At 68.1% G+C, this 22,378-nt stretch carries 19 protein-coding genes and 1 pseudogene (1 of these 20 cut by a window edge); 7 read left to right on the top strand and 13 right to left on the bottom strand.

The features are described 5' to 3' along the window. Positions 1–9 precede the first annotated feature (9 nt). From J3A72_RS00130 to J3A72_RS00120, 3 genes and pseudogenes are all read right to left on the bottom strand, one after another. A complete protein-coding gene (locus J3A72_RS00130) occupies positions 10–819 on the bottom strand; it encodes a hypothetical protein (protein WP_209571754.1) in 810 nt (269 codons plus the stop codon). Positions 820–983: 164 nt separating this feature from the next. Next, a pseudogene (locus tag J3A72_RS00125) lies at positions 984–1,424 on the bottom strand (UPF0758 domain-containing protein); the annotation flags it as partial. Positions 1,425–1,494: 70 nt separating this feature from the next. After that, complete coding sequence (locus tag J3A72_RS00120; RefSeq protein WP_049408686.1) at positions 1,495–2,121, bottom strand: response regulator transcription factor; 627 nt, start codon at positions 2,119–2,121, stop codon at positions 1,495–1,497. A gap of 199 nt (positions 2,122–2,320) precedes the next feature. Between J3A72_RS00120 and coaBC the strand changes: the two genes are divergently transcribed. The 3 genes from coaBC to J3A72_RS00105 are packed head-to-tail and all read left to right on the top strand — an operon-like array spanning position 2,321 to position 6,441. Further along, entirely contained in the window at positions 2,321–3,610 is a 1,290-nt protein-coding gene (gene coaBC, locus J3A72_RS00115) for a bifunctional phosphopantothenoylcysteine decarboxylase/phosphopantothenate--cysteine ligase CoaBC (protein ID WP_014645667.1), read from the top strand. Beyond that, positions 3,607–4,080, top strand: a complete 474-nt coding sequence (gene dut, locus J3A72_RS00110) for a dUTP diphosphatase (RefSeq protein WP_014035700.1) — start codon at positions 3,607–3,609, stop codon at positions 4,078–4,080. Before coaBC ends, dut begins: the two co-directional genes overlap by 4 nt. 12 nt (positions 4,081–4,092) lie before the next feature. Further along, a complete protein-coding gene (locus tag J3A72_RS00105; protein ID WP_075076361.1) occupies positions 4,093–6,441 on the top strand; it encodes a phosphomannomutase/phosphoglucomutase in 2,349 nt (782 codons plus the stop codon). A gap of 395 nt (positions 6,442–6,836) precedes the next feature. On the opposite strand, the gene J3A72_RS00100 is transcribed toward J3A72_RS00105, so the two are convergent. From J3A72_RS00100 to pyrE, 8 genes are all read right to left on the bottom strand, one after another. Continuing rightward, positions 6,837–7,550: a response regulator transcription factor gene (locus J3A72_RS00100; RefSeq protein WP_032961423.1), complete on the bottom strand. Its 714-nt coding sequence runs from the start codon at positions 7,548–7,550 to the stop codon at positions 6,837–6,839. Beyond that, the gene (locus tag J3A72_RS00095; RefSeq protein WP_014645670.1) at positions 7,531–10,191 is read right to left on the bottom strand and encodes a sensor histidine kinase KdpD; all 2,661 of its coding nucleotides are present in this window, start codon (positions 10,189–10,191) and stop codon (positions 7,531–7,533) included. The genes J3A72_RS00100 and J3A72_RS00095 overlap by 20 nt, the downstream gene beginning before the upstream one ends. Before the next feature lie 51 nt (positions 10,192–10,242). Further along, positions 10,243–10,893, bottom strand: a complete 651-nt coding sequence (kdpC, locus tag J3A72_RS00090) for a potassium-transporting ATPase subunit KdpC (RefSeq protein ID WP_075076360.1) — start codon at positions 10,891–10,893, stop codon at positions 10,243–10,245. Then, entirely contained in the window at positions 10,890–12,947 is a 2,058-nt protein-coding gene (gene kdpB / locus J3A72_RS00085) for a potassium-transporting ATPase subunit KdpB (protein WP_075076359.1), read from the bottom strand. The genes kdpC and kdpB overlap by 4 nt, the downstream gene beginning before the upstream one ends. 10 nt (positions 12,948–12,957) lie before the next feature. Further along, on the bottom strand, positions 12,958–14,667 hold the full coding sequence (kdpA, locus tag J3A72_RS00080) for a potassium-transporting ATPase subunit KdpA (protein WP_014645673.1): 1,710 nt from the start codon (positions 14,665–14,667) through the stop codon (positions 12,958–12,960). 11 nt (positions 14,668–14,678) lie between these two features. Further along, positions 14,679–14,771, bottom strand: coding sequence for a potassium-transporting ATPase subunit F (locus tag J3A72_RS00075; protein WP_032961470.1), 93 nt, complete (start codon positions 14,769–14,771; stop codon positions 14,679–14,681). Positions 14,772–14,992: 221 nt separating this feature from the next. Further along, positions 14,993–15,655, bottom strand: a complete 663-nt coding sequence (locus J3A72_RS00070; RefSeq protein ID WP_032961414.1) for a hypothetical protein — start codon at positions 15,653–15,655, stop codon at positions 14,993–14,995. Between the two features lie 18 nt (positions 15,656–15,673). Beyond that, positions 15,674–16,333: an orotate phosphoribosyltransferase gene (pyrE, locus tag J3A72_RS00065; protein WP_032961411.1), complete on the bottom strand. Its 660-nt coding sequence runs from the start codon at positions 16,331–16,333 to the stop codon at positions 15,674–15,676. A 162-nt stretch (positions 16,334–16,495) separates the two neighbouring features. Here pyrE and J3A72_RS00060 point away from each other — a divergent pair, with 162 nt between their 5' ends. From J3A72_RS00060 to J3A72_RS00050, 3 genes are all read left to right on the top strand, one after another. After that, positions 16,496–17,296 (top strand): exodeoxyribonuclease III, encoded by an 801-nt coding sequence (locus J3A72_RS00060; RefSeq protein ID WP_041862998.1) that lies wholly within the window; start codon positions 16,496–16,498, stop codon positions 17,294–17,296. Then, complete coding sequence (locus tag J3A72_RS00055; RefSeq protein WP_014645677.1) at positions 17,293–18,597, top strand: MFS transporter; 1,305 nt, start codon at positions 17,293–17,295, stop codon at positions 18,595–18,597. Before J3A72_RS00060 ends, J3A72_RS00055 begins: the two co-directional genes overlap by 4 nt. Before the next feature lie 78 nt (positions 18,598–18,675). Next, complete coding sequence (locus J3A72_RS00050) at positions 18,676–18,906, top strand: hypothetical protein (protein WP_014645678.1); 231 nt, start codon at positions 18,676–18,678, stop codon at positions 18,904–18,906. 106 nt (positions 18,907–19,012) lie between these two features. On the opposite strand, the gene J3A72_RS00045 is transcribed toward J3A72_RS00050, so the two are convergent. Together J3A72_RS00045 and J3A72_RS00040 are read right to left on the bottom strand one after the other, a co-directional pair. Then, positions 19,013–20,140 (bottom strand): anhydro-N-acetylmuramic acid kinase, encoded by a 1,128-nt coding sequence (locus tag J3A72_RS00045; RefSeq protein ID WP_075076409.1) that lies wholly within the window; start codon positions 20,138–20,140, stop codon positions 19,013–19,015. Between the two features lie 66 nt (positions 20,141–20,206). After that, complete coding sequence (locus tag J3A72_RS00040) at positions 20,207–21,679, bottom strand: peptidoglycan DD-metalloendopeptidase family protein (protein WP_032961400.1); 1,473 nt, start codon at positions 21,677–21,679, stop codon at positions 20,207–20,209. A 167-nt stretch (positions 21,680–21,846) separates the two neighbouring features. Here J3A72_RS00040 and tyrS point away from each other — a divergent pair, with 167 nt between their 5' ends. After that, a protein-coding gene (tyrS, locus tag J3A72_RS00035) for a tyrosine--tRNA ligase (protein ID WP_032961398.1) crosses the window boundary here: on the top strand, positions 21,847–22,378 show its 5' portion. Its footprint extends 680 nt past the window's final position; only the first 532 of its 1,212 coding nucleotides appear in the window; its start codon is at positions 21,847–21,849; its stop codon lies beyond the right edge, outside the window.

Below are 22,378 nucleotides of genomic sequence, written 5' to 3'. Positions count from 1 at the left end.
ATCCAAGTGTCAGAGTGCGTTGTTCAGACCCTCCCTAGTAAGGCGTTGGATGAGCGCGTCTGGTACGACGGGGGAGTAGTTCGTTGAGAACTTCGTCATCACCCCGTGCGCGGGACCGATCTTGATGGACTTGTGGCCTTTCAGGTTCGTGGACGCGGCCTTTTCGATAGTTTCGCATTTGAGGTCTGTGATGCTGCCCAAGCGAATTCCAGAAGAAAAGCCAATGGCGAGCATCAATGTCACTTCTGTGCCCGCATGTGCCTCGGATAGCGTCAGGATTCGCTTCTGAAGTTCCGCCGGAACTGGCTTCAGGCCACCTTCCAAGGTCGATCTGGGCGCGGTCCTACGTCGTTTCAGGGGCATGTTCGAGACTGTTTTCTCGACTGTCTTTGATCCGAACTTTGTAGAGACTTGGACCTGGGTCGTTCGAGTCAAGAACGGTTTGCAGCCGTCTGAAAGTTGCCCGGTGGATGTGCACCAGATGTAGAAGTTGGCGACTGCTCGCAATTCTGTTTGAGCGGTCGAGTATGCACCCGTACCCTCTTTTACATTGAGGTTCCTGTGCGACTTGTACAGGTAGGTCGGCTTTTCTGAATCCGGCTTATGCAAGTCGTTCCACACCAATCCATTGGCTTCCAGAAAGTTGGCGTAGCTGACTAGGCTGCGGGCGTCTCTAATGATCGTCTTTGCGCTTAGATCGTCGGCAGGATCGCAAGCGCGACTCGCGAGCCAAGTATTCGCTTCTGTCCAAGGTAGGCCGGAAGCTAGGCGAATGTAAGGCAACTGCCGCTTGGGTTCAGGAACATCGTTGATGGACATGGAGACTGACCAAAGATGCCGGCCGTCAGCCTCTCGATGGTCGAATCGCTGAAACTGAAACAGCTCGAGCGTTGCCATTGGTCGGTCCCGAATTTTGCCTGTACTGCCTCACCCCCCCGACACTACCGCATCGGACTTAAGGCGTCCATTGCATAGAAGTAAGATGTACCCTGGAACAGTTCTTCGCAGGCGATCAGGCGGTGGCGGTTGTCCAGGAACAGCGCCATGAAGATCTCGCGGGCCTGGCCGCGCAGGCGGTGCTGCAGATAGCGGCCGACCGCAGCCGGGTTGTTGCCGACGGCCTCGCCCTGCTGAAGTTCGGCCGCCAGATAGCGGTGGGCCAGTTCCAGCCCGGCGGCCAGTGCACAGCTTCGAGCAGGGCCCAGCCCCGGCAACCGGGCCAGCTCGCGGGCCGGGCGGTCCAGCAGCACACGCAGGGGACCGTGCGCCTGCAGCAGGTCGCGCGCGGTCTGCACCGCATCGCGTCCACCGAAGCCGGAGCCGAGGAACAGTGCCAGCAGTTCTGCGTCGGACAGCGTGGCGGGGCCGCGTGCGATCAGCTTCTCGCGGGGACGTTCCTGTTCGGGCCAGTCGTGGATGGGCATGCCTGCATCATCGCCAGTGGGGGCGATGCGGCCCATCAGGGCAGGACGCATGCCCGGGTCGGCCGTTGCCTCAGTCGCGTCGCGACTGCAGGTAGGCGAACAGCTCCTGGTTGTTCTGCAGCCCCAGCTTGCGCTTGGCCTCGGCCTTCTGCCGGCTGATCGTCTTGGGGCTGCGGCCGCAGTGGACGGCGATGGCGTTCACTTTCAGCCCGGCGGCCAACAGGTCCAGCACTTCCTGTTCGCGGGCGGACAGCGCCGCCGGTTCGCGCGCGAACATCAGGTCGCGCGCCTGCAGGTGGTGGCGCAGCTGCTGCGAGACGAACACCTGCCCTGCCATGGCCGCGTTCAAGGCCTGCGGCAACTCGCCGAAATCGGCGCACTTGTCGACCAGGCCGCTGACACCCTCACGCAGCAGGCCATCGAGCAGGCCGGGGTGGCGGGCGCCGGTAAGCACCACCACGGGCATGTGCGGGTGGCGTGCGCGCAGTTCAGCGATCAGTTCCGGGCCATCCGGGCCGGTGCCCGGCATGGAGAGGTCGGTCAGCACCGCGTCGCAGCCGTGGTGCTCGACCAGCTGCAGCAGCTCGGCGCCGTCACGCGCGCTGCCGACGACCTCCATCAGGTGGGTCTGCAGCACGATGCGGATGCCGTGCAGGACGACGGGATGGTCGTCGGCGATGATGATGCGCGGGTGCACGCGGAATCCTCGAAAAGCGAAGCGGCACACCTGCGGCGGCCACTGACGATTCTGCAAACGTGGCCGGCCTACAGGTATAGGAAAGTTCCGAATCGCAGTGTCTTGAACCCCGGAAGCGCTGTGGTGCAAGTCCCATCTGCTGATAGCTGCCCGCTATGTGCGCTGTGCACCGGGACATTACCGACCATCGGGTAAGCTAATGCCCTCGTTTGCACAGGAATTCCAGGTGGCTGACTCCCCCAACGCTTCCCCCGCGCCCGGCCGCGCGCTGGAAGGCCAGAAACTGCTGTTGTGCGTCGGAGGCGGGATCGCGGCCTACAAGGCCCTGGAACTGGTGCGACGCCTGCGTGATGCGGGCGCCCAGGTGCAGGTGGCGATGACCGCCGGCGCCCAGCAGTTCGTCACCCCCCTCAGTTTCCAGGCCCTGTCCGGGCAGCCGACCCGCACCACGCTGTGGGACAGCGCCGCCGAACAGGCCATGGGCCACATCGAGCTGGCCCGCTGGGCGGACCGCATCGTGGTCGCGCCGGGAACCGCCGATCTGCTGGCCCGGCTGGCCCAGGGCCATGCCGATGACCTGGTCAGCACCCTGTGCCTGGCCAGCACCGCACCGCTGACGATCTGCCCGGCGATGAACCATCGCATGTGGCTGCATCCGGCCACCCAGGCCAACATCGCCCTGCTGCGCCAGCGTGGTGCGCAGGTGATCGGCCCGGTCGATGGCCCGCTGGCCGAAGGTGAATCCGGTCCCGGTCGGCTGGCCGAACCCGGCGACATCGTGGCCGCGCTGGCCGCCAATGGCGGCGCCGCTGCGACGGTTGCCGCGCCGGAAACCCGTGCCCTGCAGGGGCTGCGCCTGCTGATCAGTGCCGGCCCGACCTACGAAGACATCGATCCGGTGCGTTACGTCGGCAACCGCAGCAGCGGCAAGATGGGCTTTGCCCTGGCCGCCGCTGCTGCCGCGCTGGGCGCGCAGGTGGTGCTGGTCAGCGGTCCGGTACAGCTGCCGACGCCGCCGGGCGTGCAGCGCATCGACGTGCGCTCGGCCGCGCAGATGCGCGATGCCGTACTGAAGTCGCTGCCCGCCGACATCTATATCGGTGCCGCCGCGGTGTCCGACTACACGCCGCGCCAGGTCGCCGCGCAGAAGCTGAAGAAGACCGCCGACAGCCAGTCGCTGGTGATCGAACTGGTGCGCACGCCGGACATCCTCGCCGAAGTCGCTGCACAGACGCAGTCGCTGAAGCTGGTGGTCGGCTTCGCCGCCGAGACCCACGATGTGGAGAAATACGCGCGCGGCAAGCTGGTCGACAAGCGCCTGGACCTGGTGATCGCCAACCAGGTCGGCATCAGTGGCGGCGGTTTCGAGAGCGACAACAATGCCGCCACGGCCTTCTGGCAGGACGGCGAACAGGTATTCCCGGCCACTTCCAAGCGCGAGCTGGCCGAACAACTGCTGGCGCTGATCGCGCGGAGACTCCAGGCATGACCCAGGCATCCACTTCCCACCCGCTGCAGGTCAAGCTGCTCGATCCGCGCTTCGGCGACAGCTGGCCGCTGCCGGCCTATGCCACCGAGGCCAGTGCCGGCATGGACCTGCGCGCGGCGCTGGATACCGCGCTGACCCTGCAGCCGGGCGACACCGCGCTGGTGCCCAGCGGCCTGGCCATCCATATTGCCGACCCGAACCTGTGCGCGGTGATCCTGCCGCGTTCCGGGCTGGGCCATCGGCATGGCATCGTGCTGGGCAACGGCACCGGCCTGATCGATGCCGACTACCAGGGGCCGCTGCTGATCAGCGTCTGGAACCGTGGCCGCGAGGCCTTCACCATCGAGCCGGGCGATCGCATCGCGCAGCTGGTGGTGGTTCCGATCGCCCGCGTCAGCCTGCAGGTAGTGGATACTTTCACCGACAGCGTGCGGGGCGCGGGTGGATTCGGCCATACCGGGGTGCGTTGACAGGGGACATCGATGAGCGGCATCGGGGAAGGACAGCGGGGACGGTCGTTGGGTCGCAGTGCACCTCTACTGGGGGTGCTGTTGATCCTGTTGGCCGGCTGGTTCGGATGGAGCGCGGTGCAGCAATGGCGGCAGGAGGCCAACGGGCAGGCGCTGGAAGAGGCGCGTGACCAGGCCGTGCAGGGCCTGCAGCAGGCTGCTGCGGGCCAGTTGCAGCAGCTGCAGCAGCAGTTGAAGAACGATCGCGTGCAGCAGGCGCTGCAGGCCGGCGACGCCGCTGCGGCGGCGCTGGCCGTTCGCGAGAGCTGGACCGGAGTCGAGCAGGTCGAGGTGCTGGCGGCCGATCTGGCCAACGCCTATGCCGATCCGGCCACCTTCGGGTATTCCCGCCTGGCGCTGCTGGAAGCGGCGCTGGCCGAGGCCAGGCCAAGCCTGCGCGTGGTCCGCGACGGCGGCGGCAACCGCCTGGGCCTGGCCGCGCCGGTGCAGCTGGGCAGCCTGGGGCCGGCCGTCATCTATGTCCGCCAACCGCTGCTGCGGCTGACGTCGCCGCTCGACCAGGTCAGCGCGCCGTCCGCCGGCTTCCTCGGCCTGCGCCAGGGAGCATTCGATCTGGTCACCCAGGGCGACCCGAGCCTGGCCGAAAGCGCGGAAGCGCTGGCGCGCCCGGTTGCAGGCACGCCGTTGCGGCTGGTCGCGTCGGTGCCGAATGTCGAGGCCGGTCCGCTCGGCCTGGGCGCGCTGGCCAGCGCCATTGTGGCGTTGCTGCTGGCGTTCATTGCCGTGTTGCTGGTGGTGGGGCGCGACCGGCTGCCGAAGTCGCTGCCGTTGCCGCGCCGCGCCGCCGCGTCCGAGGCCGACCATGGCCCGACCCTGAGCGAGAGCCTGCAGCAGGCGCCGCCACCGGTGGCCGCCGTGACCGGCAGTGGCGATGCCACGCCACCGCCGCCACCGCCGGTGCCTGCCGAAGAGCTGGCCGCCGGCATCTTCCGCGCCTATGACATCCGCGGCATGGTGGGCAGCGAACTGACACCGAAGACCGCGGCGCTGATCGGCCAGGCCATCGGCACCGTGGCACTGGAGCAGGGCCTGCGCGAGGTGGTGATCGGGCGCGATGGCCGCCTGTCCGGACCCGAGCTGACGGCCGGGCTGGCCGAGGGCCTGCGCCGTGCCGGCTGCGCGGTGATCGACATCGGCCTGGCGCCGACCCCGCTCGTGTACTACGCCGCCTTCCATCTGCGTACCGGCACCTGCGTGGCGGTCACCGGCAGCCACAACCCGCCCGAGTACAACGGCTTCAAGGTGGTGATCGGCGGCGAGACGCTGTCCGGCGACGCGATCACCGACCTCTACCAGCGCATCGTCGAGGGCCGCCTGGTGCAGTCCGCCGAACCGGGTGACTACCAGCAGCGCGATGTCAGTGCCGACTACATCCAGCGCATCGCCGATGACGTGCAGCTGGACCGTCCGCTGAAGGTCGTGGCCGATGCCGGCAATGGCGTGGCCGGCGCACTGGCCCCGCAGCTGCTGGAAGCAATCGGCGCCGACGTCATTCCGCTGTACTGCGATGTCGATGGCACCTTCCCCAACCATCATCCCGACCCGAGCGAGCCGGCCAACCTGGAAGACCTGGTGCAGACAGTCAAGCGCTTCGGCGCCGACCTCGGCGTAGCCTTCGATGGCGACGGCGACCGGTTGGGCGTGGTCACCGGCGAAGGCAGGATCATCTATGCCGACCGCCTGCTGATGCTGTTCGCTGCCGACGTGCTGATGCGCAATCCGGGCGCGATGGTGATCTACGACGTCAAGTGCACCGGCAAGCTGTCCGACCATGTGCTGCGCAACGGTGGCAGCCCGCTGATGTGGAAGACCGGGCATTCGCTGATGAAGGCGAAGATGCGCGAGACCGATGCCGAGCTGGCTGGTGAGATGAGCGGCCACTTCTTCTTCAAGGAACGCTGGTTCGGTTTCGACGACGGCCTGTACGCCGCTGCGCGCCTGCTGGAGATCCTGGCCCAGCGCGAGGAGACCCCGGACGAAGTGCTGGGCGAACTGCCGGAAATGGTCGCCACGCCGGAGCTGAAGGTAGCGGTGGCCGACGGGACGCCGCATGCGCTGGTGGCGATGCTGGTGGCGGCGGCGCAGTCGCCGGACAACCCGTATGTGGGGGGCCGCCTGTCGACCATCGATGGCCTGCGCGTGGACTTCGCCGATGGCTGGGGCCTGGTGCGCGCCTCCAACACCACGCCGGTGCTGGTGCTGCGCTTCGAAGGCAACGACGATGCCGCACTCGAGCGCATCAAGGCCTTGTTCCGCAGCCAGCTGCAGCCGGTGCTGGGCGACACGCCGCTGGGGTTCTGAGGTGGGGCCGGGCGGCGCCCGGCACCCGCCGAATCAACGTCAACGTCAAAGGCCGGCTATCCGTAGGATGCGGGGTGGGTCCGGTTACGGAGGACGCTGCAAGTCCCCCTCCGGGGCCCGGCCCAGCCGCTGGCGGCTGGGCGTTCGGGCGCTTGCGAAGCAGTGCTTCGCAAGCAAAGCGCCCTCACCCATGTAAGCTCGGTCGCCGCATCCATGCGGCTCACGCCCCCGCAACCGGACCCACCCCGCCTTCGACAGATTTCCGCGATCTGTCCGAACCGCATGAACTGCTCTTGGTAGGTGTCGACCTTGGTCGACACAGCAGAGATCCACGCCATGCGTGGATGCTCTTCCGAATTTGCTTTGGTGGGTGCCGACCGTTGTTCGGCACACCCTCACCCCTTGAATCGCAAGCCCACGCCCGGTTCGGTGAACAGATAGCGTGAATCCAGCGCCGAATCGCCCAGCTTGTGCCGCAGCTTGCCGACCAGGATGCGCAGGTAATGGGTATCGTGCTGGTGGGTCGGCCCCCAGATCTCCTGCAGGATCTGCGGCTGCGTCACTACCCGCCCTGCATTGCGCAGCAGCAGCGACAGCAACGCGTACTCCTTGCGGGTCAACGCCACCGGTTCACCCTGCAGGGCGACTTCGCGGCGCACCAGGTCCACGCGCAGGTGGCCGTCGTCGAACACCGGCGGCGTGCCATCACTGGGTACGCTGCGGGTGCGCAGCAGCGCCCGCACCCGCGCCATCAGTTCCTGCGTGCCGAACGGCTTGGTCACGTAGTCGTTGGCGCCGGTATCCAGTGCGCGCACCTTCTCGGCTTCGCCGGCGCGCACGGTCAGCATGATCACCGGCACCTGGCTCCACTGCCGCAGCTGTTCAAGTACCTCGTGGCCTTCCATGTCCGGCAGGCCGATATCCAGGATCACCAGGTCCATGTCCTCGCTGGCGGCCAGCTGCAGGCCTTCCTGGCCGGTGGCGGCCTGTCGCACCTGGTAGCCCTGCGCGCGCAGGCTGATGTCCAGGAACCGGCGGATCTGGGTTTCATCATCGATCACCAGCACGCGCGCGGCCGGCACGCTGGCATCAATCGGGGTCGGGCTCATCGTGGGAGGCTGGCTTGAGCAGGGGCAGGGTGATGCGGATCAGGGTACCGCGACCGTCGCGTCCGGGCAGCGCCTGCACGCTGCCGCCATGTGCGCCGATCATGCCCTGGCAGATGGTCAGGCCCAGGCCGGTGCCGTGGCGGCCGCGGTCGCCGCGCTCGACGCTGTAGAACATGTCGAAGATGCGCGCGCGCTCGTCGTCGGGAATGCCGGGGCCGGCATCGATCACGTCGATGCGCAGCTGGCCGTCCAGTTCGCGCGCCTGCACCTGCACGGCGGCGTCGGGCGGCGAGAACTTGGCCGCGTTCTCCATCACGTTGAACACGGCCTGTTCGACCAGTGCCGGGTGTACCCAGATCGGCGCCAGCGTGGACGGAATGTCCAGCTCCAGCCGCACCTTGGGCTGGTAGCGCTGCAGGCGCCGTGCGGCCGAGCCGATCAGTTCGTCCACGCCGATCCAGTCACGGTTGATCTTCAGACCTTCGTGGCCAAGGCGGGTCATGTCCAGCAGGTTCTGGATGTAGCGGTCCAGCCGCTCGCCTTCGACCAGGATGGTGTCCAGCAGGGCACGGCGATCGGCCGTGTCCATCGCCGCGCCGTAACTGGCCAGGCTGTCGGCCGAACCGATCATCGCCGCCAGTGGAGAGCGCAGGTCGTGCGACACCGAAGAGAGCAGGGCCGAGCGCAACCGCTCGGTCTCGTTGCTGACATGCGCCTGTTCCAGTTCGGCCACCAGCCGGGTACGCAGTGCGGCCTGCGCGATGTCATCGACCATCGCCTCGGCAAGCTGCCGCTGTTCGGGCAGCAGGCGTGCCTGTGCGCCGGGCAGGTACAGGCCGGCCACGCCGATCGCGCGATCTTCGCCATCCAGCAATGGCAGGAACCACCACTGCGCACCGGCCAGGGTGTCGGTGAAGCGGCCGCTGGGCTGGCCGTGGCGCAGCGCCCAGTCGGCGGCAGCCAGGTCGGTATCGCCGGGTTGGCTGCGGCCACCGGCGGCAGTGTCCGCGCCGATCCGCAGCCACGCCGGCACATCCATCGCCTGCTCCAAGGCATGCCGACCTGCCTGTGCCACCTCGCCGTTGCCAGCGGCGCTGGCCAGCTGACGGCCCAGCTGCTGGCGTGCACGTGCATGGCGGTTGGCCGCACGCAGCGCAATGACCTGCATGCGCAGGCGCGAGGCCAGCCGTCCGGCCACCAAGGCGGCGGCCAGGAACAGGAACACGGTGATCACGCCCTGGCGCGCACCGATGGCGAAGGTGAAGCGGGGCGCGATGAACAGGAAGTTGTAGGCCAGGAAGCACAGGATCGCCGCCATCACCGCCACGCTGGCACGCGTGCGCGCCGCCACCAGCACCACTGCCACGATGAACACCATCGACAGGTCGGCCATGCCGACCCAGCGTTCGGCCAGCCAAGCCACCGCACAGGCCAGCGCGGTGGCGATCAGTGCCTGTACCGGCTCGTAGCTGATGCCGCGCATCGGTGGCAGCAGACCTTCGCGGCGCGAGCGCGCCCGGGCCTGCGGCGTGCTGATGATGGTGATCTCGTAGTGCGCGCCGCGCTGGATCAGCTGCTGGGTCAGGGTTCGGTTGAACATCCGCGCCAGCGGGCGCTCACGGGTGCGCCCCAGCACCAGGGTCGATACGCCGTTGTGCGCTGCATGGTCGAGCAGGGCATCGGCGATGCTCGATCCGTGCAGCAGTTCGGCGTCGCCGCCCAGCCGCCGTGCCAGGGCGAAGGCCGCATCGATCTCGCGCCGCGTGGCCTCGTCCTGGCGCCGGCCCTGCACGGTCACCACCGTCCACGGTGCGTCGCGGCGCTCGGCGATGCGGCGCGCCACCCGCACCAGGTACTCGCTCTGGCCGCCGCCATCGATGGCCACCAGCACGCCGCGCCGCAGCGGCAGGTTGCCTTCGCCCCGTGCGGCGCGGGTTTCACGCAGGCTGCTGTCGACGCGGTCGGCGGCTTCCTGCATCGCCAGTTCACGCAGGGCGGTCAGGTTGGCCGGCGAGAAGAACGCCTGCAGCGCCTGCGCGGCCTGTTCGGGCACATAGACCTTGCCCTGCTGCAGGCGCGCGATCAGTTCGCGTGGCGGCAGATCGACCAGCACGATGTCGTGCAGGCGATCGAGCACGCCATCGGGCACGGTCTCGCTGACCCGCACGCCGGTGATGCGCATCACCACGTCGTTGAGGCTTTCCAGATGCTGGATGTTGACCGTGGTCCAGACGTCGATGCCGGCGTCCAGCAGCTCCATCACATCCTGCCAGCGCCGCTCATGGCGGCTGCCGGGCGCATTGCGATGGGCCAGTTCGTCCACCAGCACCAGCGCTGGATGCCGTGCCAGCACGGCATCCAGGTCCATCTCCTGCAGGGCGTGGCCGTGATAGGCCACGTCCTTCAACGGCAGCTGCGGCAGACCTTCCAGCAGGGCCTGGGTTTCGGCGCGGCCATGGGTTTCCACCAGCCCGACCACCAGGTCCACGCCGCGGCGCAGCTGCTCCTGGGCACGGGTCAGCATGGTGTAGGTCTTGCCCACACCCGGCGCGGCGCCGAGGAACACGGTCAGCTTGCCACCGGCTTCGCGTTGCAGGCCTTCCACCAGGGCATCGGCCTGGCGGGTACGCGCATCAGTCATGGGGGCCGCTGTCATGGCCGCCATTGTGCGCGCAGCCGATGCAGGCCGGCATCACGGCGCCTTGGCCGCATGGTCCAGCGCGAAGTTCAGCGTCACCACGTTCACCCGCGGCTGGCCGAACACGCCCCACTGGCGCCCTTCAGTATGTGCCTGCACCAAGGCCTGCACGCGCTCCACCGGCAGGCCGCGGGCACGTGCCACGCGTGCCACCTGCAGCTGCGCCGCCGCCGGCGACAGCTGCGGATCCAGCCCGCCGCCGGACTGGGTGACCAGGTCGGCCGGCACCTGCGCCGGGGCGACACCTTCGCGCGCGGCCACCGCCGCCGTGCTGGCGGCAACACGCTCGGCCAGCGCCGGGTTGCTGCGCGCCAGGTTGGAACCGGCCGCGGCCATCGGGTCGTAGTTGGCCGCCGACGGCCGTGCCTGGAAGTAGCCATCGCCGGTGAACGGCTGCGACAACCATGCCGAGCCGCGCACCTGGCCGCTGCCATCGCGCAGCAGGCTGCCCTCGGCCTGGGTGGGGTAGGCCAGGCCGGCGAAACCGGTGGCGATGCCGGCGTAGACCGCGCCGGCCAGCAGCAGGGTGGCCAGGCCCAGGCCGATCGCCGGGCGCCAGCCGGCGCCGTCCTGCAGGCTGGCCACGCGGGCTTCGGCCTTCGGTTCGCGGGGCAGGGAGGTGGAGGTGGAAGCAGAACGGTTCATGCGCCGAATACCAGGACAAGGAAGAGGTCGATCAGCTTGATCGCCGCGAACGGCAACAGCACGCCGCCGAGGCCGTACACCAGCATGTTCCGGCGCAGCAGCGCGGTGGCCGTGGCCGGACGGAAGCGCACGCCACGCAGGGCGAGCGGGATCAGCGCGGGAATCACCAGCGCGTTGAAGATCAGCGCCGCCAGCACCGCGTTGCGTGGGCTCGACAGCTGCATCACGTTCAGTGCGGCCATGGCCGGAACCGCAGCGGCAAACAGCGCCGGCAGGATCGCGAAGTACTTGGACACGTCGTTGGCCAGCGAGAAGGTGGTCAGCGCACCGCGGGTGATCAGCTGCTGCTTGCCCACTTCCACGACTGCCAGCAGCTTGGCCGGGTCTGAATCGAGGTCGACCATGTTGCCGGCCTCCTTCGCCGCCTGCGTGCCGGAGTTCATCGCCAGGCCGATGTCGGCCTGGGCCAGCGCGGGAGCATCGTTGGTGCCATCGCCCACCATCGCCACCAGGCGTCCACCGGCCTGTTCCTGGCGGATGCGTGCCAGCTTGTCTTCCGGACGGGCCTCGGCGATGTAGTCATCAACGCCCGCTTCGGCGGCGATGGCGGCAGCGGTCAGCGGGTTGTCGCCGGTGATCATCACCGTGCGGATGCCCATCGCCCGCAGCTGTGCGAACTTCTCGCGCATGCCGTGCTTGACCACGTCCGACAGCTCGATCACGCCCAGCACGTGGCGGCCCTCGGCCACCACCAGCGGGGTGGCGCCATTGCGCGCGACCTGCTCGACGCGGCCGGCCAGTTCAGCCGGCACGTTGCCGCCCAGTGCCTGCACGTGGGCGCCGATCGCATCGGCAGCGCCCTTGCGGATCTGCCGCCCGTGTTCCAGATCGACGCCGGACATCCGGGTCTGGGCACTGAACGCCAGGTAGTCGGCACGGTCCGGCTCGGCGGTGGCGCAGCCCTGTTCGCGCGCCAGGCGCACGATCGACTTGCCTTCCGGGGTCGGGTCGGCCAGCGAGGACAGCAGTGCGGCCTCGCGCAGCTGGCTGGCGTCGATGCCGGCCAGCGGATGGAAGTGGCTGGCCTGGCGGTCGCCGTAGGTGATGGTGCCGGTCTTGTCCAGCAGCAGCACGTCGACGTCGCCGGCCACTTCCACCGCCTTGCCCGACTTGGCCAGCACGTTGGCAGCCAGCGCACGGTTCATGCCGGCGATGCCGATGGCCGGCAGCAGGCCGCCGATGGTAGTCGGGATCAGGCACACCAGCAGTGCGATCAGCAGCAGTGGATCGACCTGCACGCCCACGGCCGCGCCGATCGCCGGCAACGTGGCCACCACCACCAGGAAGGTCAGCGTCATCGCCGCCAGCAGCAGGGTCAGCGCGATCTCGTTGGGGGTCTTCTGGCGATTGGCACCTTCCACCAGCGCGATCATGCGGTCCAGGAAGCTGTGGCCCGGCTCGGCGGTCACCCGCACGATGATCTGGTCGGACAGCACCTTGGTGCCACCGATCACACCGGAACGGTCGGTACCGGCCTCGCGCAGCACCGGTGCCGATTCGCCGGTCACTGCCGCTTCGTTGATGGTGGCCAGGCCCTGCACGATCTCGCCATCGGCCGGCACCAGCTCACCGGCACTGACGATCACATGGTCGCCCGGGCGCAGCTCGGCTGCAGGCACCTGGGCTTCGGCTGCGCCCGGCTGCGGCGCCGCCAGCCGGCGCGCCACCAGGTCCTGGCGGGCACGGCGCAGCGAGGCGGCCTGGCCACGGCCACGCGCTTCGGCCACTGCCTCGGCGAAATTGCCGAACAGCACGGTCACCAGCAGGATGGCGGTCACTGCCAGGCCGAAGCCCAGCGGTGCATTGCCGGTCAGGGTGACGATCGCGGCGACGATCGTGCCGGCCATCACCACCGCCATCACCGGGCTGCGCACCAGATGCATCGGCGCCAGCTTGCGCACCGCTTCGACCAGCGCACGGCGCAGGCCGGCGCCATCAAGCAGGGCAGGGCGCAGTGCATGGGTACTACGGGTTGAACTTGCTTGGGTACTCATCAGGGTGTCCTCAGCGCAGTCCCAGGCTCAGGTGATCGGCGATCGGGCCGAGTACCAGCGCCGGCATGAACTGCAGCACGGTCAGGATGACGATCACCGAGACCAGGGTCAGGGCGAAGGTCGGGGTTTCGATCTGCAGGCTGCCGGCAGACTCCGGCGCCTGGCGCTTGGCGGCCAGCTGTGCGGCCACCACCAGCGGAATGATCAGCAGCGGGAAGCGGCCCAGCAGCAGTACCAGCGAGCAGCTCAGGTTCCACCACAGCGTGGCGTCACCCAGTCCTTCGAAGCCCGAACCGTTGTTGGCGTAGGCCGAGACATACTCGTAGAACACCTGGCTGATGCCATGGAAGCCGGGGTTGGAGGTGCCGGCCAGGCCGGGCACGGCCAGGGTGATCGCAGTGAACACCAGCAGGGTGATCGGCTGCAGCAGCACCAGCAGGGCCAGCAGGCGCACCTGGGGCGTCTCCAGCTTGCGGCCGAACAGTTCCGGCGTGCGCCCGGTCATCAACCCGGCCAGGAACACACCCAGCAGCAGATAGACGATGAACTGCTGCAGGCCACAGCCGATGCCGCCCCAGATCGCGCTGACCAGCATGTTGACCATCGCGATGCCACCGCTCAGCGGCGCCAGCGAATCGTGCATGCCGTTCACCGAGCCATTGGAGACCTGGGTAGTCACCGCCGCCCACAGCGCCGTGCCGTCGGCGCCGAAGCGCACCTCCTTGCCTTCCATCAGCAGCGGGGTGGCGGCGCTGGCGCTATGCCCTTCGCTCCACATCATCGCGCCGGTGGAAAGCAGCGACATGCCCAGCATGCAGCTGAACACCAGGGCGCCGAAGCGACGCCGGCCGGTGAACGCGCCGATCATGAAGATCACCGCCATCGGCACCAGCAGGATGCCGACGATCTCCAGCGCGTTCGACAGCGGGGTCGGGTTCTCCAGCGGGAAGCTGCTGTTCGGGCCGTACCAGCCGCCACCGTTGGCGCCAAGCTGCTTGGCCGCGACCATCGCCGCCACCGGGCCCAGCGGCAGCTTCTGTCCGGTCATGCCGGCGCTGGCATCGATCGGCGTGGCCTGCGGGCCACCGGCCATCGTCGACGGCACACCCTGGCTGGTCAGCAGCAGGGTCCACACCAGGCACAGCGGCAACAGGAAACGCACGCACAGGCGCACCACGTCCACGTAGTAGTTGCCTACCGCCACCTGGCGGTCATCGCCGGCACCGGTGGCCGCCGCAGCCTGCGGCGCACGCGAGAACAACGCGCGCAGCGTCGCCACCGCCAGCGCCAGGCCCATCATCGGCGTCACCACCTGCAGGCCGGTGATGCCGGTCATCTGCGAGAGGTAGGACAGCTGCGCCTGGCCCGAATAGTGCTGCTGGTTGGTGTTGGTCAGGAACGAGATCATCGTGTGCAGCGCGGTGTCCCAGCGCATGTTCGGGATCTGGTCCGGGTTCAGTGGCAACCAGGCCTGGGTCATGAACACCGCCTGGGTCAACACAGCGACCACCACGTTGCTCAGCACGAAGGCCAGCACGTAGCCGCGCCAGGACATCGCGCGCGAGGGATCGACGCCGAACACCTTGTACAACGGCTTTTCGATCCAGTTGAACAGCACGTCGACCTTCATCGGCGTGCCGCGCATCACGCGGGCCAGGTACAGGCCCAGCGGCCACGCCAGCAGCAGGCTGGCGGCAAGAATGACAAGCATCTCAGTCATGGCCGGCTCCGTTAGAACGATTCGGGCCGCAGCACGACATAGAGAAGATAGGCGGCGGCGATCAGCACCAGCACGCCACACAACAAAGACAGCCAGGGGGACATTTCAATAGCGACCTGGTGGAACCCCTCCACCTCAGGCCGTCATCGTCGTCCTGCCGCCCATAAACGCACTACGCGCCGGACCGGGCCGACGCGTAAAGAGTGCATAAATTCCGTGGGCCAACCCGTAACCAGGCGCCGCCTGCTGTAGAGCCGAGCCCATGCTCGGCTGCCCTTTCCCAAGGTCACGCGGCGCCGAGCGTGGGCCCGACGCTACAGGCAAATCACGGCGCCTGGCTCGCCTGCGCCACGCCCTTCAGCTCGCGATAGCGCTGCAGCGTGCTGTCGATCTCGGCCTTCAGCGCCTGCTGCTGCTGCAGGAACCCGGCCTGCAGGCGTTGCTGCGACTGCAGTTGTACATGCCGCTGGCGGATCGCCTCGGCCTGCTTGTCGGCCACCTTGCCACCGGCCAGTTCGCGGTCACCGGCGGCCGACAGCAGCGCCACCAGCGATTCGCGCAGGCTGGTGACGTTGTACTCGGCGGTCTTCAGGTTGTTGTCCAGCACTTCCTGGCGTTCGGCGAACACCCGGCGCAGGTCGTCCTCGCTGCCATAGGTGGACAGCATCGCCTGTTCGGTGCGCTGGCGGGTCTGCTCGGCCATCAGGTCCAGCTGCTGCTGCTGTGCCACGGTGCTGGCTGCGGCGCGCTCCTCGTCGGTCAACGCGCGCTGGACCTGCGCATTGCGCAGGCCGCTCTTCGCGTTGAACTCCTCGCGGGCGTGATTGACCGCATCGGCCGGCAGCGAATCACTGCAGATCCGCTCCTTGCCCTCGTTCCAGCAGTACAGCTTCTTTTCCACCTTGCCGCCGTCGCGCGACTGCGCCGGCACGGTGAACGGCACGGCCAGCAGCAGGCCGGCAAAGAGAACAGCAGGAACTCGGGACATGACCTTTCCCCTGGTCGGTCAGCGGATCGAACGGACGCCGTACTGGGCCCGGTAGGCTTCCAGCGGCTGCCGGTAACCGACAAGTTCCGGGTTGCCGGAGGCGAAATCAAGCAGATCGGCCAGCGATGCCACGGCGATCACCGGAATGCCGGCTTCTTCGGCCACCGACTGTGCCGCCGAGCGACGGTCGGCTTCCGAGGCGATCTCCTGGCGGTCCAGTGCCACCACGATGCCGGCCGGGGTGCCGCCGGCAGCGCGGATGATGCCCAGCGCTTCGCGGATCGCGGTACCGGCGGTGATCACGTCATCGACGATCAGCACGCGCTTGCCATTCAGGTCGGCGCCGATCAGCTGGCCGCCTTCACCATGGTCCTTGGCTTCCTTGCGGTTGAACGACAGCGGCAGGTCGCGGCCACGCTGGGCCAGCTCGCAGGCCATCGCGGTGGCCAGCGGAATGCCCTTGTAGGCCGGGCCGAACACCACGTCGTACTTGATCCCGGTGGCATCGATGGCATCGGCGTAGCAGGCGCCGAGCTGCGACAGCAGCGAACCGGAGTCGAAACGACCGGCGTTGAAGAAATAGGGGCTCAGCCGGCCGGACTTGAGGGTGAACTGGCCGAAGCGCAGGGCGTCGGCAGTCAGGGCCAGCTGCAGGAAACGGTGGCGGTGGTCGCTCATCAAAACTCGATTCATCTTCATTTGGAGCACAAATCCTAATCCAGCTGGGCGTTTCGCGCTCGTCCAGCGCCATGTGAAAGCCGTCCAGGCCCGGCCTGGCGGACTGCGCAGCCCTGCGGGCAACCGGTATGCTTGCCCGGTTTCCCGCCGCAGGTCCCCCGCATGCGCATCATCAGTTTCAACGCCAATGGCATCCGTTCCGCCGCGACCAAGGGCTTCCTCGACTGGTTCCGTGCCCAGGACGCCGACGTCCTGTGCATCCAGGAAACCAAGGCCCAGGAAGACCAGCTGACCGACCCGATGTTCCGTCCGGACGGCCACCACTGCTTCTATCGCGATGCCATCACCAAGAAGGGCTACAGCGGCGTGGCGATCTACAGCAAGCGCGAACCGGACCAGGTCATCACCTCGCTGGGCTGGGCGCCGTTCGACGACGAAGGCCGCTACATCGAGGCGCGCTACGGCAATCTCAGCGTGGTTTCCTTCTATATCCCATCGGGCAGCTCGGGCGACCTGCGCCAGGGCTTCAAGTTCGAAGTGATGGAATGGCTGCGGCCGATCCTCGAAGCGTGGGCGCGCAGCGGCCGCGACTACGTGCTGTGCGGTGACTGGAACATCGTGCGTTCGGCGCTGGACATCAAGAACTGGAAGTCCAACCAGAAGAACTCCGGCTGCCTGCCGGAGGAGCGCGACTGGCTCAACGCGCTGTGCGCCGACCACGGCCAGGCCACCGATGTCGCCGGCGGCCGTGGGTGGGCCGATGCCTACCGCCTGCTCAACCCCACCGGAGAGGACTACACCTGGTGGAGCAACCGCGGCGCCGCCCGTGCCAACAATGTCGGTTGGCGCATCGACTACCAGTTCATCACCCCGGGCCTGCGTGACCGACTGCGCAGCTGCTCGATCTACCGCGACGAGCGCTTCTCCGACCACGCCCCGTTCACCGTGGACTACGACCTGTGACCGAGGCCGCCACGCCGGTCAGCTACAAGGGCTGGGCCGGCATCAAGCGCGCCTTCGGTACCCCGTCGGCGCTGACCATGGCCATGCTCGGCTTCGGCAGTGGCCTGCCGTTCCTGCTGATCGCCTCGCAGACCCTGTCCACGCGCCTGCGCGACGTCGGGCTGGACCTGGGCAGCATCGGCCTGATCAGCCTGGCCAGCTTCTTCTACCTGCTCAAGTTCCTGTGGGCACCGCTGCTGGACCGCTACGCCTTCCCGCTGCTGGGGCGGCTCGGCCGCCGCCGCTCCTGGCTGCTGGTGTCGCAGGTGCTGGTGCTGGTCGGGCTGGTCGCGCTGGCCTTCGTGCGGCCCGAACAGGGCGTGTGGCCGTTGGTGATGTGGGTGCTGGTGGCGTCGTTCGCCGGCGCCACCCAGGATTCGGCCGTCGATGCCTACCGCATCGAGATCGCGCCGCAGACCGCCCAGGCGGCGCTGGCCGCCACCTATACGCTGGGCTACCGGATCGGCCTGATCCTGGCCGGTGCCGGCGCGCTGTACCTGGCCCAGTTCGAAGGCTGGATCGTCGCCTACCTGGCGATGGCCGCGCTGATGCTGCTGCCGATCGTCACCACCCTGCTGTGCGCCGAACCGCAGCGCCCGGCCACCGCCGTGCAGCGCCGCATCGATATTGCCGAAGCGTTCGTCCAGCCCATCTCCAGCTTCTTCAGCCGCAATGGCGTGGCACTGGCGCTGGTGCTGCTGGCCTTCGTCGGCCTGTTCAAGTTCCCCGACCAGGTGATCGGAGTGATGGCCGGGCCGTTCTATCTCGACTCGGGGTTCGACAAGGCCGACATCGCCACCGTCTCCAAGCTGTTCGGTGTGTGGATGGGCATCGGCGGCGCGTTCCTTGGCGGCATCGCGGTGGCTGCGTTCGGCTTCCGCCGCATGCTGCTGGTGGCCGCGCTGGGCGTGGCGCTGTCCAACCTGGCCTTCCTGCTGATGGCGCACAATCCGGGCAAGCTGTGGGCGTTCTACGCCGCGCTCAGTGCCGACAACCTGTTCCAGGGCTTTGCCGGCACCGTGCTGGTGGCCTTCATGTCGTCGCTGACCGACCGCAACTTCACCGCCACCCAGTACGCATTGCTGGTCTCGCTGGCCAACCTGCCGGGCAAGTTCGTCGGTGGCGTCTCCGGCTACATCGTCGAAGCGACGTCCTACAGCACGTTCTTCATCCTCAGCTCGATCACCGTGGTGCCAACCCTGCTGCTGCTGGCGTGGCTGTGGCCGCGGATCGCCGATCGCGGGCCGCCGCCGGTCGCCTGATTGCCTGCCCGCCCGGACTGCGGGATCATCGCCCCCGACGCGCCGAGGGGGCGGTGCCTTGCGAACGGGGAAGTGAGCATGGCCGACGTTGTGCTGCGGGACCTGGACCCGCTGCTGCTGGAACGCATCCGACGGGTCGCGGTCGCCCGCGGCTGGACCCACGAACAGACCTGCGCCGCCTTGCTGGAGCAGGGGCTGTTCAGCAGTGAACTGGAGGTCCGCTCCGGCTTCGGCGATCCCGAAGTGGACGCCCTCTCCGCCGCGATTGCCGCCCTGCAGGCCCTGCCGGCAGGGCAGGGCTTCGATTAGCGCCTTTGTAGAGCCGAGCCATGCTCGGCTGCTCTTGGCCCGGCCCACGCTAAGCCGAGCAGGGCTCGGCTCTACAACGGCGCCTCACCTGCGCGGACGGCCCACCTCACGCCAGGTGGATCGCCCCCAGGATCCGCGGGCCCGTTGCCCCGGTCACGCTCGGCAGGTTGCCCGCCAGCCCGTCCATCGTCCGCTGCGCCAGCCAGGCGAAACCCATCGCCTCCACGTACTCCGGGTCCAGCCCATGCACCGCGCTGGACTCAACCTGCACCTCCGGCAGCCGCGCCGCCAGCCGCTTCATCAGCTGCCGGTTGCGCACACCGCCGCCACAGACCAGCAGGCGCCGGGTCTGCGGCTGCTGCGCCAGCAACGCATCGGTCACTGTCGCCACGGTCAGCTCCAGCAGGGTGGCCTGCACATCGGCAGCGGCGTACTCGCCTTCCCCCATGTGGGCTTCGGCCCAGGACAGGTGAAACTGTTCGCGCCCGGTGCTCTTCGGCGGCGGCAGCGCGAACCACGGGTCCGAGCACCAGCCGGCCAGCAGGCCCTCGTCCAACGTGCCACTGGCAGCGTAAGCGCCATCGGCATCGAAGGTGCGGCCGGTATGGCGCTGGCACCAGGCGTCCATCAGCGCATTGGCCGGGCCGGTATCGAAGCCACGCACCGCGCCTTCGCGCGGGATCAGGGTCAGGTTGGCGATGCCGCCCAGGTTGAGCACCGCGCGGTCTTCGTCGGCGGTGCCCAGCATGCCCAGGTGGAAGGCCGGCATCAGCGGCGCACCGTGGCCCCCGGCCGCCACGTCGCGGCGGCGGAAGTCGGATACCGTCGTGATCCCGGTCAGTTCGGCAATGCGGTTGCCGTCGCCCAGCTGCACGGTGAACGCCGGGTCGGCCAGCGGGCGGTGGCGCACGGTCTGGCCGTGCGAGCCGATCGCGCGCACCTGGCTGCGGTCCACGCCGGCCTCGGCCAGCAGTTGATTGGCGGCCCCGGCGAAGTTGATCGCGATCCGCGCGTCCAGTTCGCCCAGTTCCTCCAGCGACTCCAGCGGGCCACCTTCGCCCAGCGCCACCAGCCGCGCGCGCAGCACCGGCTCCCAGCGGGCGGTCAGGCCGTGCACGAAGCGGCAGCCACCGCCGGCGGGGAACTGCACCAGCGCGGCATCGATGCCATCGGCGCTGGTGCCCGACATCAGGCCAAGGTACAGGGGGGCGTCAGCGTCGGCAGTCGTGTTCATGGCAGGCATAAAAAAAGGACGCGGCAAGCTTGGGCTGCCGCGTCCTTCTTCGTCAACGCAAGACGCTCAGCCGCGCTTGCGGCCGGTCGCCTGCTTGTCCTTGGCGCTGGCCACCTCGGGCGCAGCCTCGTCGCGGCTGGTCGGTGCCGGGCTGGCGTCGGCGTAGATCAGCTTCTCCATGCCCTGGATGCGCGCCATCGCCGGCGCGGTCTGCGCGCGGAAGGCGACCAGCTCGGCGCCCTTCAGCGGTTCCGGCGGCGGCATGGTCACGGTCAGCGGGTTGCGGTGCTCGCCGTTGACGCGGAATTCGTAGTGCAGGTGCGGCCCGGTCGCCAGGCCGGTCGAGCCGACATAGCCGATCACCGTGCCCTGGGCCACGCGCTGGCCGGTCCTGATGTTCGCAAAGCGCGACATGTGGCCGTACAGGGTGGTGTGGCCGCGGCCATGGTCGAGGATCACCACGTTGCCGTAGCCGCGCTGCACGCCGGCGAACTGCACGCGGGCATCGCCGGCGGCCATGATCGGAGTGCCGGTGCGCGCGGCGTAGTCCACGCCCTTGTGCATGCGCATCTTGCCCAGCACCGGGTGCTTGCGCGCGCCGAAGGTCGAACTCAGCCGCGCGAACGGGATCGGCATGCGGATGAAGCTCTTCTTCAGCGAACGGCCGTTGATGTCGTAGTACTCGGACTTGCCGTTGCGGTCGAAGCGGAAGCCGGAATAGGTCTTGCCACCGGTGGTGAAGGTCGCCGCCAGGATCTTGCTGGTGTCCACCTTCTCGCCTTCGCGCCAGGTTTCATCCATCACCACGCTGAAGCGGTCGCCCGGCTGCAGGTCCTTGGAGAAGTCGATGTCGTACTTGAAGATGTCGTCGGTCATCGTCGCGATCGCCGACGGCGACAGCCCGGCCCGTCGGGCCGCGGCATACAGCGAACTGGTGATCTCGCCGCTGGTGACCACGGTGCGCGTGGAGGACTCGCGCTTGGTCACTTTCTCCTTGATGTCATCGCCGGCCAGGCTCAGTTCCACGCGGTTGTCGGCATCGCGGTCGAAACGGATGCTGCGCAGGTCGCCGGACAGCGGCATGTCGAAGGCGATCTCGGCACCCGGGCGCAGCTTGGTCAACGCCTCACGCGCGCCGGGGTGGTCCAGCACCCGGTGCAGGGTGGTGGCCGGAATGCCAGCCTTGTCGAACAGGTCGCTCAGGGTCTGGCCACGCTGCACGCGCAGCACCTGCCAGCTGTCACCCGGCACCTGCTGCTGGCGGGCCATGGTCAGCGGCGGCAACGGCAGCGCCAGGCTGGTGTGGCTGTCGGCGTAAGGCGCATCGATGGTGTGCGAGAAACCGGGGACGATCGTCGCCACCAGGGCGCCGATGGTCGCAAACAGGCTGGCGTGCATCCAATGGCGGCGGGTCCAGCGCTCATTGAAGGCGGCGGGAAGATGTTGCCTGAGCTTCCGATGCAGGGTGTTGTCGTGCAGGACGTGGAGGCGTTCCTGGAAGCGCTGCTTGCGTGCGCGCCCTTGTTCGGAATTGTGCATCGGCGGTTTTTTCCTGGCGGCCTGGGAGTGCGGGCCTGATCGCCGGTTACCATAGACACCTGAGAAAACCGCGTCAAACCCTTGTGCCCATTGGCTTTTGTGAAGCCAATCGGGTTAACTTCGCTTTAACACCCCACACAAGAATCGGCGTTGCCGGGAGTAGTCACGTGTCCTCGATTGAAGAAGCCCTTGCCCTGATCGGCCGTGGTGCCGACGAGATCCTCAAGCTCGAGGATCTGCGTGCGCGCCTGCAGGAAGGCCGTCCGCTGCGGATCAAGGCCGGCTTCGACCCCACCGCGCCCGACCTGCACCTGGGCCATACGGTGCTGCTGAACAAGATGCGCCAGTTCCAGGACCTCGGCCACCAGGTCATTTTCCTGATCGGCGACTTCACCGGCATGATCGGCGACCCGTCCGGCAAGAGCCTGACCCGCAAGCCGCTCAGCCGCGATGACGTGCTGGCCAACGCCCGTACCTACGAGGAACAGGTGTTCAAGGTGCTCGACCGCAGCCGTACCGAAGTCCGCTTCAACTCGGAGTGGTTCGGCAAGATGGGCGCGGCCGACATGATCCGCCTGGCCGGCCAGCACACCGTGGCGCGCATGCTCGAGCGCGACGACTTCGCCAAGCGCTATGCCGCCCAGCAGTCCATCGCCATCCACGAGTTCCTGTACCCGCTGGTGCAGGGCTACGATTCGG

This window comes from Stenotrophomonas sp. PvP093 (assembly GCF_017876915.1).
Classification (GTDB): domain Bacteria; phylum Pseudomonadota; class Gammaproteobacteria; order Xanthomonadales; family Xanthomonadaceae; genus Stenotrophomonas; species Stenotrophomonas muris.
The sequence above is the reverse complement of the archived record's forward strand: the minus strand, read 5'-3'. Positions and strand labels throughout refer to the sequence as shown.

Coding starts and splice junctions, on each gene's coding strand:
- J3A72_RS00105 (WP_075076361.1), top strand. CDS start 4,093: ATGAGCGGCATCGGGGAAGGACAGCGGGGACGGTCGTTGGGTCGCAGT.
- J3A72_RS00050 (WP_014645678.1), top strand. CDS start 18,676: ATGGCCGACGTTGTGCTGCGGGACCTGGACCCGCTGCTGCTGGAACGC.
- J3A72_RS00095 (WP_014645670.1), bottom strand. CDS start 10,191: ATGACTGATGCGCGTACCCGCCAGGCCGATGCCCTGGTGGAAGGCCTG.
- dut (WP_014035700.1), top strand. CDS start 3,607: ATGACCCAGGCATCCACTTCCCACCCGCTGCAGGTCAAGCTGCTCGAT.
- kdpB (WP_075076359.1), bottom strand. CDS start 12,947: ATGAGTACCCAAGCAAGTTCAACCCGTAGTACCCATGCACTGCGCCCT.
- J3A72_RS00040 (WP_032961400.1), bottom strand. CDS start 21,679: ATGCACAATTCCGAACAAGGGCGCGCACGCAAGCAGCGCTTCCAGGAA.
- J3A72_RS00070 (WP_032961414.1), bottom strand. CDS start 15,655: ATGTCCCGAGTTCCTGCTGTTCTCTTTGCCGGCCTGCTGCTGGCCGTG.
- J3A72_RS00130 (WP_209571754.1), bottom strand. CDS start 819: ATGTCCATCAACGATGTTCCTGAACCCAAGCGGCAGTTGCCTTACATT.
- pyrE (WP_032961411.1), bottom strand. CDS start 16,333: ATGAGCGACCACCGCCACCGTTTCCTGCAGCTGGCCCTGACTGCCGAC.
- kdpC (WP_075076360.1), bottom strand. CDS start 10,893: ATGAACCGTTCTGCTTCCACCTCCACCTCCCTGCCCCGCGAACCGAAG.
- coaBC (WP_014645667.1), top strand. CDS start 2,321: ATGCCCTCGTTTGCACAGGAATTCCAGGTGGCTGACTCCCCCAACGCT.
- J3A72_RS00045 (WP_075076409.1), bottom strand. CDS start 20,140: ATGAACACGACTGCCGACGCTGACGCCCCCCTGTACCTTGGCCTGATG.
- J3A72_RS00060 (WP_041862998.1), top strand. CDS start 16,496: ATGCGCATCATCAGTTTCAACGCCAATGGCATCCGTTCCGCCGCGACC.
- J3A72_RS00075 (WP_032961470.1), bottom strand. CDS start 14,771: ATGTCCCCCTGGCTGTCTTTGTTGTGTGGCGTGCTGGTGCTGATCGCC.
- kdpA (WP_014645673.1), bottom strand. CDS start 14,667: ATGACTGAGATGCTTGTCATTCTTGCCGCCAGCCTGCTGCTGGCGTGG.
- J3A72_RS00100 (WP_032961423.1), bottom strand. CDS start 7,550: ATGAGCCCGACCCCGATTGATGCCAGCGTGCCGGCCGCGCGCGTGCTG.